Source organism: Streptomyces azureus, assembly GCF_001270025.1.
GTDB classification, from domain to species: domain Bacteria; phylum Actinomycetota; class Actinomycetes; order Streptomycetales; family Streptomycetaceae; genus Streptomyces; species Streptomyces azureus.
On record NZ_DF968195.1, the window covers coordinates 1 to 13408 of the forward strand.

Sequence of the window (13408 nt, forward strand, 5' to 3'; positions counted from 1 at the left end):
GTGAGGTGGGCGGTGCCCCGGCCGTCGCCTCGGGCGGCAAGGGCGTACGGCAGGCGCTCTCGGTGCTCGGCGCCGAGGCGGCCGGTGCGTCCGGGCAGGACGGGGTGGCAGCGGCCGTCGCGGTGGAGCTGGTGCACGCCTTCTCCCTGCTGCACGACGACATCATGGACGGCGACGCGGACCGGCGCCGTCGCCCGGCCGTGTGGAAGGCCTACGGCACGGGCCCCGCGATCCTCGCGGGCGACGCCCTGTTCGCGCTGGCCGTCGAGACGCTCGCCGAGCGGCCCGGCGGTGCCACGGCCGTGCGGACGCTGTCCGTCGCGCTGGGCGACCTGGTGCGCGGGCAGGCGGACGACCTGCTGTTCGCCGAGCGCCCCTGGACAGGACCGGAACGGGCCCGGCCGGACGAGTACCGGACGATGGCGGAGCACAAGACGGGCTCGCTGCTGGGCTGCGCCGCCGCGCTGGGTGCCGTGCTCGGCGGCGCCGCTCCCGAGACGGCCGCCGCGCTCGACCGGGTGGGCCGGCACCTCGGGATCGCCTTCCAGATCGTCGACGACGTGCTGGGCATCTGGGGCGATCCGCAGGTCACCGGCAAGCCGGTCCACGGTGATCTGCGGGAGCGGAAGAAGACGTTCCCGGTGCTGGTCGCGCTCGGCTCCCCGAGTGGCGCCCGGCTCGCCGCGCTCCTGGAGAAGGCCGACGATCCCGGTGCGGCGGCGGAGCTGATCGAGCGGGCGGGCGCCCGGGCGGCGGCCATGACGGAGGCCCGGCGTCACCTCGCCGCCGTCGAGACGGCGCTCACCGGGGTGCCGCTGGAGGCGAGGGCCCTCGGTGAACTGCGGTCACTGCTCGGTTTCCTGGTACGGCGCGACGTCTGAGCCGACCGCGCTCCGAGAATCCGTCAGCGAATTCATCGGAGGGGTGCCGAGTTCAGCCGGTGGACACCCTCGCATTTACCGCCGGTTACCAGCAGGCCAGCCCGGGATTGAGGAATCCGCGGGCCGCGGAGACGAATTCTCCGCACCCGCGGCGACAACCTCCGCGGCCCCGGGCGACCGAGGTGGGCCGCTCCCGAGCCCGCGAAAGACCTTTTTCTCTCGCACACTTGATCCCCACTCTTGAATAAAAGACAAGAATGAACGCGGAGTTGCGATCCGGTTGAACGCAGCACGGTGCACGCCCCGTACTTCTGGAAAAGGTGAGAGCCAGTTTCCAGCGAGGGATGGCCATGGGCAGGGCGCACGTCTCCACACACCAGTTGGTGGCCGGCCGGTACCGGCTGCTCGAGATCATCCAGCGTGAGACCAACCGCATCTGCTGGTACGCCGAGGACATCGGCGCCGGCGAGGTCCCCCGCCCGTGTCTCGTCACGCAGATCGGGCTCCCGGACGACACGTACGAGACCGAGCGCCGGGTCGCCGGCCGCCTGCTGCGCACGTCCGAACGCATGGCGCTGCTGTGCCCCGGCCGGATCGCCACGGTCGTCGACGCCATCGAGGAGGCGGGCACCCTGTGGTCCGTCAACGAGTGGATCGACGGCACTCCGCTCGGCGAACTCCTTTCGGAGCAGGGCACGTTCAACTACGTGCGGGCCGCCCGTATCGGCCTGGAGCTGCTCGACGTGCTGGACGCCGCGCACGCCGAGGGCGTCACGCACGGCGAGCTCAGCCCCGGCCAGGTGTTCGTACGCGAGGACCATTCGGTCGTCGTCACCGGCTACGGCCTGGTCGGCGCGACCCTCGCGCCCCGGCTCACGGCACCCGCGTTCGCCTCCCCGGAACAGGCCCGCGACCAGCGCATCGGGCCCGCGGCCGATCTGTGGGCGCTCGGCGCGATCCTCTACACGATGGTCGAGGGCCGCCCGCCCTTCCGGGACCGGGGCCGGCCGGAGAACACCCTGAAGGGCGTGGACCGGCTGCCGCTGCGCACGCCGGTGCGCGCCGGGCCGCTCACCCAGGTCGTGCAAGGGCTGCTCCGCAAGGACGCGCGAGAACGGCTGACCCGCCCGGTGGTCCGGGAGGCGCTGACCCGCGCGCTCAGCGAGGACCCGGAAGCGGCCATGGGGGCGGTGCCCGTGCCGCGGCTGCGCGGCGCGTACGCCGCGATGCGGCCGGGGGGGCCGGCATGGAGCAGACGGACCATGGTCGCCGGCACCACCCTGGCCGTGGTCACCGTCGCGGTCGCCGTGCTCGCCGCGACCCAGGGGCTGCCCGGCGGCGACTCGGGCAGCGACGCGGCGGAGTCCCCGGCCCGGCCACCGGCCTCCGCCGCCACGCCGGGCGAGGGCACCGGTGGCAGCAGCCCCGAGCCGTCCGAGCCACCCGGCCGGACCGGCTCCCCCTCCCCCACGCCCTCTCCGTCGTCCCCCGACCCCAAGCCCACCCCCACCCCTACGCCCACGCCGTCCGCCCCGGCCGCGGCCCTGCCGCCCGGCTTCCGGACCTACCGTGCGCCGGAGGGCTTCTCCGTCGCGCTCCCCGCGGGCTGGGAGCGCGTGGACACCGATCGCCAGGGAGATCTGCGGTACCGCGTGACCTTCGGTGACGACGGTGACGACCGCACGCTGGCCGTCACCTACAGCAAACGCGTGGGCCCGGATCCCGTGGCCGTGTGGCGTGACGAAGTCGAACCCAACCTGGAGCGGTCCGGCGACTACCGGCGCATCGGCGAGATCCGCGCGACGACGTACCAGGGACGCGAGGCCGCCGACATGGAGTGGACGGCGGACGTCGACGGCACCCGGGTGCACACCTTCGGCCGGGGCTTCCTGCTGGGCGAGGGCCGGAGCTTCTCGCTGCGCTGGACGACCCCGGACGACGACTGGGAGGACAAGGCGAACCAGGAGGCGTTGCGGACCTTCCTGAAGACGTTCCGGCCGGGCTCAGACTGAGCCGCGCGGGGCGCGCAGGCGGGTGAGCGGCCTGGGGTCGAAGGGCTGCGTGCGCCAGCCCGCGGTGAGCGTACGGTCCGCGAGGGAGCAGGTCAGCGCCAGGCGGTGCGGGGTCTCCAGGAACACGACCTCCACGGCCAACGTGCCGGAGCTCGTCCAGCCGCCGCTCACCGCGGTCGGGAGCGGTTTCTCCGCCACCGTCCAGCTCTCCGCTCCGATCCGCAGGTCCAGCCGGTCCTCGCCCTCGGTGAGCGTGAGCGTCCAGCCGTCCGCGCCCGGTACGAGCCCGGCCGACAGAGCCGGACCGTCCCCTTCGGAGGACCCGAACTCGGCGGCCGCCCATTCCTCCGTCCGTTCCGGCGGCGCCGGCCTGCCCGGGGCGGGCGGCAGCGCCAGCCCGGCGAGGCGCTCCCGCAGGGCCCCGTCGGCGGCGTCCCGGCCGGGCAGCGGCTCGGGCCCGAAGGCGGGCAGCAGGTGCTGCCAGACGAGGTTCAGATAGTCCTGCATCCGTTCGGTCGCCGCGGTCGCCGCGACCACCGCGTCGTGCTCGGGCAGCACCAGGCAGAACTGGCCGTACGCGCCGTCGCCCCGGTAGCCGTGCCGCGACATCCAGAACTGGTAGCCGTAACCCCGGTCCCAGTCCTGCCGCTCCAGGTCTCCCATGGCTCCGGCGGTCGGTATCCGCGGGCGCGTGGCCCGGGCCACCCATCCTTCGGGCAGCAGCCGCTCGCCCTCCCAGACCCCGTCGCGCAGATAGAGCTCGCCGAGCCGGGCGACGGCGTCGGTGGTGGCGTGCAGACCGCTGTAGCCGATCTCGCGGCCGGCGCGGTCCCGCTGCCAGAACACCTCGCCGATGCCCAGTGGATCCAGCAGCCGCGGGCGCAGATAAGCGGTGAGCGGCTGCCCGGTCACCCGCTGGACGATCGCGGCGAGGGTGTAGGTGGTCGGCTGGTTGTAGGCGAAGACGGTGCCCGGGTCGCGGTCCGGCGGCAGCAGCAGGAACCCGCGTACGGGCTCCTCCTTGTCCAGTCCGTAGACCTCGTCGACGGTCTCCCGCTCGTGGCCGCTCGACATGGACGCCACGTGCCGCACGAGCATGGCCCGGCTTCGCGGGTCGGTGATCTCGGCCTCCAACTCCGGGAAGTACGAGATCACCGGCGCGTCGAAGTCGAGCAGCCCCTCGGCCTCGGCCAGGGCGGCGGCTGTCCCGGTGAAGCTCTTGCTGAGCGAATACAGCAGGTGGGGACGGTCGGGGGTGTACGGCGACCACCAGCCGGAGACGACCAGCCGGCCCTGCCGCATGATCATCAGGCTGTGCGGCTCGATCCCGGGGGCCGCTTCGAGGGCGTCGAGGAAGGCGTGGACGCCGGACGCGTCGACGCCCTGGGCGGCGGGGCTGCTCGCGGGCAGGGCGAAGGCATTCATGCGGGCATACTGCCCCCGCCGGGGGACCTTGATCGAGCAGTTTTCACGCCCGTTGTCAGGGGACCCGGCGGTTATGGTGCAAATCGGATACACGATGATGACTGAACAGGCCGGCCCCCGAGAGCTCGTCGACCATGTGGTGCGGGCCGAGGAGGCGGGCTTCGACTTCTCGGTGACCTCCGACCACTACTTCCCCTGGCTGCGCTCACAGGGGCACTCGCCCTACGCGTGGGCGGTGCTGGGTGCGGCCGCCCAGGCCACGTCACGTATCCCGCTGATGACGTACGTGACCTGCCCGACGTTCCGCTACCACCCGGCGGTGGTGGCGCAGAAGGCGGCGACGGTCCAGCTGCTGTCCGAGGGCCGGTTCCGGCTGGGACTCGGCTCCGGCGAGAACCTCAACGAGCACGTGGTGGGCGGCGGCTGGCCGTCCGTCGACGTACGGCACGAGATGTTCGAGGAGGCCGTGGATATCATCCGCGCCCTCTTCAAGGGCGGTCACGTCAACCATCGCGGCACGCACTTCGACGTGGAGTCGGCCCGGCTGTGGGACCTGCCGGAAGTGGCGCCGCCCATCGGCATCGCCGTCTCCGGGGAGAAGTCGTGCGAGCTCGCGGGCCGGCTGGGCGATCTGGTGATCGCCACGGAGCCCAAGGCGGGGCTGCTGGAGGCGTTCGACCGGCACGGCGGCGAGGGCAAGCCCCGCGTGGGCCAGTTGCCGGTCTGCTACGACCCCGACCGCGATACGGCCGTCAAGCGCGCCCACTCCCAGTTCCGCTGGTTCGGCAGTGGCTGGAAGGTCAACTCGGAGCTGCCGCATCCGGATTCCTTCGAGGCGGCGACCCAGTTCGTCACGCCCGACGACGTCGCCGACTCCATCCCGTGCGGCGACGACCCGGACGCGTTCGTCGAGGCCGTCCGCCCGTACGCCGAGGCCGGTTTCACCGAGATCGCCCTGGTCCAGATCGGTGGCGATTCGCAGCCGGCGTATCTGGACTGGTCGGAGAAGACCCTGCTGCCCGCCCTGCGCGACGCGTTCGGCTGAGGTCAATCCGCCAGGGCCCCGACGATCTGTTCCGCCAGTTTGGCCCTCCGCTCCGGAGGGCCCCTTCTCACGGATCACGTGTTCGTGGCCCGGGCCTCGTGTCGCACCATGCCGCGCCTCCCGCGCACGCGCGCTCGGCGGGGAGACCCGTTGTACGGCCTCCCGGGACTGCGCAGACGGTGACCGGCGAGGCCGGCGGGTGCCGATAGGCTGCCGTCCGCACAGCGTGCAGTCCGATCCGCCCCGCCCCCCAGGAGAGTCGTCCGTGACCGTCGCCCTCACTCCGCCCGAGACGCCCCCCGCGCCGTCGGCGCCCGTCTGCGACCCGATCGCGCGGGACGCGCGGGAGTTCGGGGCGTACGCCCGGACCGGAGGGTGGGCCTTCGGGCTGAAGGTGGCGCGCAGTGTGCGACCCGGCGGGCAGGGCTCGGACGAGACGCCGAAGGTGTCGGCGAAGGAGTTCGCGGAGCTCGCCGGGTGCTCCCCCGAGCGGGTCATGCGCTACTACAAGGCGTGGGACCGGGCGGCCGACGACGGGCTGGTCCCGCACTTCGAGGCCCTGACGCCGGGGCAGGAGGTAGAACTTCCGGACGCCGACGTGTGGCTGAGTTACTACGTCTCCCGCTCCGGCGCCACCTCCGAGCGGGGCACCGCCATCGCCGAGGCCGCCGAGGCGGAGGGCATCCGGCCCACGAAAGCGCTGGAGGTCGCGGAGAACCCCACCGCTCTGCGCGCCGCGATCCTCGCCGACCCCGCCACCGCCCGCGCGGCACGCCAGGCCCTGCTGGACCGGGTCCGGGAGGACCCCGACCTCCAGTCCGAGCTGGCCCGTGACGTCGTACGCACGGATGAGCTGAAGAAGGCCGTCGCCGGCGAGAGCAGGGCGGCCGAGCGGATCGGATACGTGCGCCAGATCGCCGAGTCGGGGCAGATCAAGACGCCCGCCGGGCAGACGGTGGACGCGCCGGCCGACCTTCGTCAGGAGGCCGAGCGGCACCTGTCGCTCCTCGACGAGCTGGACGAGGGCGAGGACGCCGGCGAGTGGGCTGCCGAGGCGTACGACACCATGAAGTCCCTCGTCGTCGAGACCGTCGAGACCGACCCGGGACTGCGGGTGCGGGAGCGGCGCACGAAGTTCTACAGCAGCCTCCAGAAGGCGACCAAGGTGTTCGAGGAGCTGACCTTCGACGACGCCGGGGAGTTCTACGAGGACGACATGGTCCAGCGTCTGGAGGAGCTCCAGCGGGCCGTGGCCGTGTGCATCGAGTCCCTGCGCGGTGCCCGCGGGAATCACCCGGAGGGCTGAGCATCTTGTGCGTATGGGGGGTACTAGAGGGCTCTACGTCGGTTGGTTCTTCCCGGAGGCCCTCTCGTGAACTCCTTCGTGCACAAGACCCTGGTGGTGCAGCTCCAGGCGGGTGACACGGACCGTTTCTCCGTGCTCGCCCACCTGAGCTACGACGCCGCGGACCCGTTCGCCGTCACCGTGGTCTTCAGCCACGACGGCCGTGTCCTCGCCCGCTGGCAGCTGGACCGCGAGATGCTCGGCGAGGGGCTGCGGCGTCCGGTCGGGGTGGGGGACGTGCGGATGCGTCCCGAGTCGCAGGGCATGTGGCAGGAGCTGCGCATGGAGTTCCTCGGTGACGCCCGCCCCGACGGCGGCCGCCACCACGCGGTGGTGTTCGCGTGGGCCCCGGCGTTCGCGGCGTTCCTGCGGGAGACCCACGAGATGGTCCCGCCGGGCCGCGAGGAGGTCCACGTCGACGACTTCCTGGCGGACGTCATCGCCGGGGGCTGACCCGGGGGCGTTTCCCGCTGAGGAACCTGCTGTGCTGTCCGCCTGGCCGCCCACGGTGTGGGCGGCCAGGCGGGCACCACGGCAGGCCGTCACTGCGACGTGTGGCGGTGCCTGACCCACAGAGGCAGGACGAACCAGCACAGCAGGTACCAGCCGACCACGCCGGCGACGAGGTAGGGCACGAAGTCGTCGTGCGTCGCCACGCGGAGTATCAGCAGCAGTGAGGCGGTCGTCGTGGCGAGCAGCAGCACCAGGCCGAGCAGTGTCAGCCGGGAGGCCAGCCGCACCGCCTGGGGTTTGACGCGCCGCCCGGAGACGAGGCGGTGCAGGGACACCGGCCCGATGAGCGCCCCGGTCGCGCACGCGCCGAGGACGACCGTCATGAGGTAGATCGTCTGGTCCGTGTCGGTCAGGTCGTCGTACTTCTCGGTGAACACCACGGTGAGCAGAAAGCCGAACAGGATCTGCACGCCCATCTGAGCCACGCGGACCTCCTGGATGAGCTCCTGCCACATCCGGTCCGCTCTCTCCTCCTCCGTCTCGTTGCGCCCCCGGCGCCTCGGCGCGCCCTCTGCCGTGTCCGCCACTGTTCCTCCCCGGGTGAGACGTGACTGCTTCTCTCACGCGTGTTCCCCGTAAGCGGCCGCCCTCCCGGCCCGCAGGCGGTTTGACCGATCAGCGGGCGGTTACACGGACGGCGACTGACGCACAGCCCGAGGAGGTCGTGGACGCATGTCCGGTACGCAGCTCACCGTCACGCTCAGCGGCGGGGGCGCCGACGACGCACGAGCGGTCGTCCGGGCCCTGGAAGGCACGTTCGGGGCGCCGGACGAGCTTCCCGCCGACGAGAACGCGACGGTGCACATGGCGACCTTCGACGGCGGCACGGACGCGAGTCCCGCCGGCAGCGGCGGGGCGGGCGCCGAGCGCCTGTCCGCCCCGGTGACCGTCACCGTGCAGGGCACCCCGGAGGCGGTGCGGCGGGCGAGCGACACGCTCACCCGGGCCTTCACGGCCCGCGACGACGGTGCCGCCTCCGGCGACCAGGAGCAGGAGAGGCAGCTGCTCCTGGTGCCGTGACGGGGGCCTTGCCTACCAGCGGGATTCGACCTGGTCCCTGATCCTCCGGTCGTAGAGGTCGCGGATCGCCGTCAGCGTCTCGCCGGACAGCTCCGGCAGGCGGGCGGCGGCCGCGTTGGCGCGGGCCTGCTCGGGTGAGCGGGCGCCGGGGATCACGGTCGTGACGCCGGGCTGGTCGATGATCCAGCGCAGGGCCAGCTGGGCCGGAGTGCAGCCTCCGGGGGCGAGCGCGGCGAACTCGGCGGCCGCCTCGACACCGGTGAGGTAGTCGACACCGGAGAAGGTCTCGCCCACGTCGAAGGACTCGCCGTGCCGGTTGTAGGTGCGGTGGTCGTTCTCGGGGAAGACCGTGTCCCGCGTGTACTTGCCCGACAGCAGGCCGGAGGCCAGCGGGACGCGGGCGATGATGCCGACGCCCGCCTCGCGGGCGGCCGGGAGCACCTCGCGCAGGGGCTTCATGCGGAACGGGTTGAGGATGATCTGCACGCTCGCCACGTTCGGCCGGGCGATCGCGGTCAGCGCCTCCGCGCAGGTCTCGACGCTGACGCCGTACGCGGCGATCCGCTCCTCCTCGACCAGGGTGTCGAGGGCGTCGAACACCTCGTCCGTGGAGTAGACGGGCGTCGGCGGGCAGTGCAGCTGCACCAGGTCGATACGGTCGACGCCGAGGTTGCGCCGGGAGCGGTCGTTCCAGGCGCGGAAGTTGTCGAGCACGTAGTTCTCGGGGATCTGGTCGGCCCGGCGGCCCATCTTGGTGGCGACCAGGACGTGCAGGTCCGGCCTGCCGCTGAGGAACGCGGCGATGGTCTGCTCGCTGCGGCCGTCGCCGTACACGTCGGCGGTGTCGAAGAAGGTCACCCCGGCCTCGGCCGCCGCCTCCAGTACCGCGAGGGCTTCCTTGTCGTCGACGTCCCCCCAGTCGGCACCCAGCTGCCACGTGCCGAGACCGACGACCGAAGCGTGCTGACCCGACCTGTCGAATGTGCGCTCGTCCATGGGCGTCAGTCTGTCATCCGCCACGGCCGCGCGCGGACCATCTGTCTCCGGGCCGCCGACCCTGCCAGGTTCACTCACACGAGTGAATCGAGTCGACAGGAACGCGTCACGTGTCAACGGGCCGTGGCGTGGTTTGACGTGACAACTGGTTCATGGAGCAACTTACCGCCGGACGAGGCGCGTTGGTCCCACCGGGGTTTCCTCCTCACCGCGGCCGCGCCGGCCGCGGTGCCGGGGCCGCCGGCGGATCCGGCCGCCGCAGCGGCGGAGTTGCCGGACTTCCCCTCGGACGTCGCGCTGTACCGCTCGGCGTACCGGAACCGGGTCGGCGAGATCACCGCCGACGGGCTGCGGCACCAGCGCGCCGGCCGTTTCCGCGAGGGTGGTTGCGGGCCTGTGCGCCGGGAAGCCCCGCCCAGGTGGTCGACGTCGTCAACTGAGCTGGCGGCACGGGTGGCCGTTGGGCGCCCGGGGCGCCTCGCACGGCTGGTCGCCCCTGACGGTGACGGAGGGGACGCCGTCCGGTGCGCCCGTCCTGCTCGTCGACACCGCGCCCCACCTCACCGGCCTCGCCCTGGACTCGCCGGCCGTCGTGCGCGCCGGCACCGGCTGACCGTGGAGGCCCTGCTCACCTTCCTGGAGGAGCACGGCCTCGGTGTCACGGCAGCCCCCGCTCCGGGCGTCCTCACGCTGGGCGGCGCCCTGGCGATCGACGCGCACGGCACCGCCGTTCCCGCGCGGGGCGGGCGACGCCTGCCGGGGCACACGTACGGCTGGCTGAGCAATCTGCGTCTCCGAGTTCGCCGCGTTCCGCCGGGAGCGGCTGACGGCGTACGCGGCCCGGGACAGCTTCCCGGTCAACGGGTCGGTGGAGATCCGGGTGACCGGACTGGACGACCCGGGCGACGCCGGGGTGGCCGGGGCCCGTCCGCCGCTGCTGTGCGCGCTCCGGCCGCGCGAGGACCACCCCGAGCGGGACACGGCCGTGTGGCTGGACGTCCCACGCTGCCGGGCACGCCGGACGCGGAGGGGTTCCTGCGCGAGATCGAACGGTTCCTGCTGCGCGGTACGAGGGCGGGTCCGTCCTGACCCGGGTCGAGTGGTCCAAGGGGTGGGCGTACACGGACGACGGGGTGTGGAGCGACGAGGAGGTACTGGGCTCGGTGGTGCCGTCCGCGGCCGGTCCTGAGAAGTGGGCCAAGGCGGACGCGGTGCTGGATCGGCCGGGCCCGCACCGCGTCCACGGCAACGCCTTCTTGGACCGGCTGTCCGGGCAGGGCGCCGAGGAGTGAGGTACGCCGGCACGACCGGGCGCGCAGCGGTCCACCACGGCGTCGGCGGTGCTCGCCCGCGCCTCCCGCGGAATGTCCGCGCGGGCGCCTATTCGCGGGCGGCCAGCGCCCGTGCGTGCACGGTCCGGGCGACCTTCGGGCCCAGCCAGCGCTTGAACCGGCGCAGCGGCTCCAGTTGCCCGGCCGCCCGGTCGAGCCGGTAGTACAGCTGCGCCGGGACGTGCGGCAGCAGAGGTGAGTGCCGCTGGCCGAGCAGGGCGAACATCCGCTCCGGTGGCAGTCGCACATAGCGCGGGAGGTTCTCGTACCACTGGGCGCTGTAGCGGGCCGCGCTCTGCACGGGCAGGAGGGCCGCCTTGCGTTCCCGTTCGTAGCGGGCGAGGGCCTGCGGGAGTTCGGAGTGCTCACGCAGTGCGGCGGCCAGGGCGATCGCGTCCTCCAGGGCGAGGGTGGTGCCGGCGCCGACGGAGTAGTGCGTGGTGTGGGCGGCGTCGCCGAGCAGGACGAGGTTGTCGCGGTACCAGGTGCGGTTCGTGAGGGTGCGGAAGGTCTGCCAGGGAGTGCCGCCGCTGCGGCCGAGCAGGGGGTGACCGTCCAGGACTCCGGCGAAGAGCTTCTCCAGCAGCGCCCGCCCGCCGTCCTCGCTCGCCCGGTCCAGTCCGAGTCCGGTCCAGGTCTCGGGCGCGCACTCGATGACGCAGGTGCTGCGGTCGGGGCCGTATCCGTAGCCGTAGCACCAGATCCAGCCGTGATCGGTCTCGACGAAGGCGAAGGTGAAGGCGTCGAAGACCTTGGTGGTGCCGAGCCAGACGTACGGGTTGCGCCCGGCCGTGACCTCCGTGCCGAAGTGTGCGGCGTGGCGGGTGCGCAGGGCGCTGCGGACACCGTCGGCCGCCACGACCAGGTCGGCGTCGGGCAGGTCGTCGGCGGTGATCTCGCGCTCATGCTCCAGGCGCACGCCGAGCTCGCGGGCCCGGGCGGTGAGGATCTCCAGCAGCCGGTGGCGGCCGATGCCGTGCCCCTGCTCGCCGCTGTGTCTGACCGTCAGATCCCGGACGTGGGCGATGCCGTCACGCCAGCGGACGGAGTCGCGGTCGAGGGCGCGCGCCGACTCGGGGTCCTCCTCGTGGAGTCGGTCGTACAGTCCGCGCCAGTACGTCACGCCCCAGCCGTAGGTCGAGCCCTCCGGGTCGCGTTCGTGGACGGTGATGTCGAGGGACGGGTCCTGCCGCTTCAGCAGGACCGAGAGATACAGACCGGCGGGCCCGCCGCCGACACAGGCGACCTTCACGCACACCCCTGATGATTACCGAGCGCTTTCATTTGAGGACGCAGAGTAGCAGGACAAAACCATCATCGGCCGGACCGCGGAATCGCGTCAGTTTCTCGGGGTGACGCGCACCACGGACAGGGGGGCGCAGGGGGAGAAACATTCGCCACGGCGCCCGTAGTGGGCGGAACTTCCTCCTCCGCACCCGCCCGCGTATCCCCTCGTGACAAGATCATCTTCGTTCAACCTTGCACGACATAAGGGGAATTGCCCGATTCGCAGCCAACCGGCTCGCATGGATTTCTCCCGGTACCGGACGGGCCGATAGGCATGTGCGGTCATCAGCCGAACGAACTCAGGAGATCCGTATGCCGGAACTCAGCCGTCGCCGTGCGCTCAGCGCCGCGGCCGTCGTCGCCACGGCCGCGGGGACATGGTCGGCAAGCACCCCGGCCACGGCCGCCGGGCACCACGACTCCCGCGGGACCTTCGACGAGGTCTACAAGGGCCGCCGGATACAGGGCCGCCCGGCCGCCGGAGCCGGTCACCACCACCACGGCGCGGGATACGCGGTGTTCGTCGACGGCGTGGAACTGCACGTGATGCGCAACGCCGACGGCACGTGGATCAGCGTCGTCAGCCACTACGACCCGGTGCCCACCCCGCGCGCCGCCGCCCGCGCCGCCGTGGACGAGCTCCAGGGCGCGCCCCTGCTGCCCTTCCCCGCCAACCGACCCCTCGCGTAAGGCATCTGGAGCACCCGCACATGACCGTCCGCAAGAACCAGTCCGCCCTGACCGCCGACGAGAAGCGGCGTTTCGTCGCCGCGCTCCTGGAGTTGAAGCGCAGCGGCCGCTACGACGAATTCGTCACGACGCACAACGCGTTCATCGTCTCCGACACCGATGACGGCGAGCGGACGGGGCACCGCTCACCGTCCTTCCTGCCCTGGCACCGAAGATTCCTCCTGGAGTTCGAGCGGGCGTTGCAGTCGGTGGACGCGTCGGTGGCGCTGCCGTACTGGGACTGGAGCGTCGACCGTTCGCCGCGCGCCTCGCTGTGGGCGCCCGACTTCCTCGGGGGCACCGGGCGCGAACGGGACGGCCGGGTGACGGACGGGCCGTTCTCCGCGTCCTCGGGGAACTGGCCGATCAATGTGCGGGTCGACGGCCGTACGTTTCTGCGGCGCTCCCTCGGTGCCGGGGGGCGTCAGCTGCCGACGCCGGCCGAGGTCGAGTCGGTACTGTCGATATCCACGTACGACATGGCGCCCTGGAACAGCGCCTCGGACGGTTTCCGCAATCACCTCGAAGGGTGGCGGGGCGTCAACCTGCACAACCGCGTCCACGTGTGGGTCGGCGGGCAGATGGCCACCGGGGTATCCCCCAACGACCCGGTGTTCTGGCTGCACCACGCATACATCGACAAACTGTGGGCCGAGTGGCAGCGGCGGCACCCCGGCTCCGGCTACCTGCCGGCCGCGGGCACGCCGGACGTGATCGACCTGCGCGAGACGATGAGGCCCTGGCACGACACGAGCCCGGCGGATCTGCTGGACCACACGGCGCACTACACGTTCGACGCCTGACGCCCAGGGAGTTGTGGGCTG

12 protein-coding genes and 1 pseudogene are annotated in these 13408 nt (G+C 72.3%); 9 read left to right on the forward strand and 4 right to left on the reverse strand.

Going from position 1 to position 13408, the window contains the following annotated elements:
• Together AOQ53_RS02230 and AOQ53_RS02235 are read left to right on the forward strand one after the other, a co-directional pair.
• Positions 1-881, forward strand: an 881-nt coding sequence (locus AOQ53_RS02230; RefSeq protein ID WP_059414474.1) for a polyprenyl synthetase family protein, incomplete at its 5' end; no start/stop codon positions are given.
• Between the two features lie 350 nt (positions 882-1231).
• Complete coding sequence (locus AOQ53_RS02235; RefSeq protein ID WP_078945103.1) at positions 1232-2893, forward strand: serine/threonine protein kinase; 1662 nt, start codon at positions 1232-1234, stop codon at positions 2891-2893.
• Here the strand turns inward: AOQ53_RS02235 and AOQ53_RS02240 are convergent.
• Positions 2885-4318, reverse strand: coding sequence for a serine hydrolase domain-containing protein (locus AOQ53_RS02240; RefSeq protein WP_059414478.1), 1434 nt, complete (start codon positions 4316-4318; stop codon positions 2885-2887). The genes AOQ53_RS02235 and AOQ53_RS02240 overlap by 9 nt on opposite strands.
• Positions 4319-4391: 73 nt before the next feature.
• Between AOQ53_RS02240 and AOQ53_RS02245 the strand changes: the two genes are divergently transcribed.
• The 3 genes from AOQ53_RS02245 to AOQ53_RS02255 all read left to right on the forward strand — a co-directional run bounded on the left by AOQ53_RS02245 (position 4392) and on the right by AOQ53_RS02255 (position 7161).
• Positions 4392-5363, forward strand: coding sequence for an LLM class F420-dependent oxidoreductase (locus AOQ53_RS02245; protein WP_059414480.1), 972 nt, complete (start codon positions 4392-4394; stop codon positions 5361-5363).
• 265 nt (positions 5364-5628) lie between these two features.
• A complete protein-coding gene (locus AOQ53_RS02250) occupies positions 5629-6669 on the forward strand; it encodes a hypothetical protein (protein WP_174523218.1) in 1041 nt (346 codons plus the stop codon).
• A 66-nt stretch (positions 6670-6735) separates the two neighbouring features.
• Positions 6736-7161, forward strand: coding sequence for an SsgA family sporulation/cell division regulator (locus AOQ53_RS02255; RefSeq protein WP_059414482.1), 426 nt, complete (start codon positions 6736-6738; stop codon positions 7159-7161).
• Between the two features lie 89 nt (positions 7162-7250).
• On the opposite strand, the gene AOQ53_RS02260 is transcribed toward AOQ53_RS02255, so the two are convergent.
• A complete protein-coding gene (locus AOQ53_RS02260; RefSeq protein WP_059414484.1) occupies positions 7251-7748 on the reverse strand; it encodes a DUF6328 family protein in 498 nt (165 codons plus the stop codon).
• Positions 7749-7893: 145 nt separating this feature from the next.
• Between AOQ53_RS02260 and AOQ53_RS02265 the strand changes: the two genes are divergently transcribed.
• Positions 7894-8241 carry a hypothetical protein gene (locus AOQ53_RS02265; protein WP_059414486.1) on the forward strand — a complete coding sequence of 116 codons (348 nt, stop codon included), beginning with the start codon at positions 7894-7896 and terminating at the stop codon, positions 8239-8241.
• A gap of 12 nt (positions 8242-8253) precedes the next feature.
• Here AOQ53_RS02265 and AOQ53_RS02270 read toward each other — a convergent pair whose 3' ends face one another.
• A complete protein-coding gene (locus AOQ53_RS02270; protein ID WP_059414488.1) occupies positions 8254-9237 on the reverse strand; it encodes an aldo/keto reductase in 984 nt (327 codons plus the stop codon).
• A gap of 138 nt (positions 9238-9375) precedes the next feature.
• On the opposite strand from AOQ53_RS02270, the pseudogene AOQ53_RS39960 reads away from it, so the two are divergent.
• Positions 9376-10529: pseudogene (locus AOQ53_RS39960) on the forward strand (cholesterol oxidase substrate-binding domain-containing protein).
• An 88-nt stretch (positions 10530-10617) separates the two neighbouring features.
• On the opposite strand, the gene AOQ53_RS02275 reads toward AOQ53_RS39960, so the two are convergent.
• Positions 10618-11820: an FAD-dependent monooxygenase gene (locus AOQ53_RS02275; RefSeq protein ID WP_408055127.1), complete on the reverse strand. Its 1203-nt coding sequence runs from the start codon at positions 11818-11820 to the stop codon at positions 10618-10620.
• 347 nt (positions 11821-12167) lie between these two features.
• On the opposite strand from AOQ53_RS02275, the gene melC1 reads away from it, so the two are divergent.
• Both melC1 and melC2 read left to right on the forward strand, forming a co-directional pair.
• Positions 12168-12545, forward strand: a complete 378-nt coding sequence (gene melC1, locus AOQ53_RS02280) for an apotyrosinase chaperone MelC1 (protein WP_059414491.1) — start codon at positions 12168-12170, stop codon at positions 12543-12545.
• A 20-nt stretch (positions 12546-12565) separates the two neighbouring features.
• Positions 12566-13387, forward strand: a complete 822-nt coding sequence (gene melC2, locus AOQ53_RS02285) for a tyrosinase MelC2 (protein WP_059414493.1) — start codon at positions 12566-12568, stop codon at positions 13385-13387.
• Positions 13388-13408 lie beyond the last annotated feature (21 nt).

What these genes read in the sequence shown, in the direction of transcription:
- AOQ53_RS02235 (WP_078945103.1), top strand. Translation starts at nt 1,232, where the DNA reads ATGGGCAGGGCGCACGTCTCCACACACCAGTTGGTGGCCGGCCGGTAC.
- AOQ53_RS02240 (WP_059414478.1), bottom strand. Translation starts at nt 4,318, where the DNA reads ATGAATGCCTTCGCCCTGCCCGCGAGCAGCCCCGCCGCCCAGGGCGTC.
- AOQ53_RS02245 (WP_059414480.1), top strand. Translation starts at nt 4,392, where the DNA reads ATGGTGCAAATCGGATACACGATGATGACTGAACAGGCCGGCCCCCGA.
- AOQ53_RS02265 (WP_059414486.1), top strand. Translation starts at nt 7,894, where the DNA reads ATGTCCGGTACGCAGCTCACCGTCACGCTCAGCGGCGGGGGCGCCGAC.
- AOQ53_RS02270 (WP_059414488.1), bottom strand. Translation starts at nt 9,237, where the DNA reads ATGGACGAGCGCACATTCGACAGGTCGGGTCAGCACGCTTCGGTCGTC.
- melC1 (WP_059414491.1), top strand. Translation starts at nt 12,168, where the DNA reads ATGCCGGAACTCAGCCGTCGCCGTGCGCTCAGCGCCGCGGCCGTCGTC.
- melC2 (WP_059414493.1), top strand. Translation starts at nt 12,566, where the DNA reads ATGACCGTCCGCAAGAACCAGTCCGCCCTGACCGCCGACGAGAAGCGG.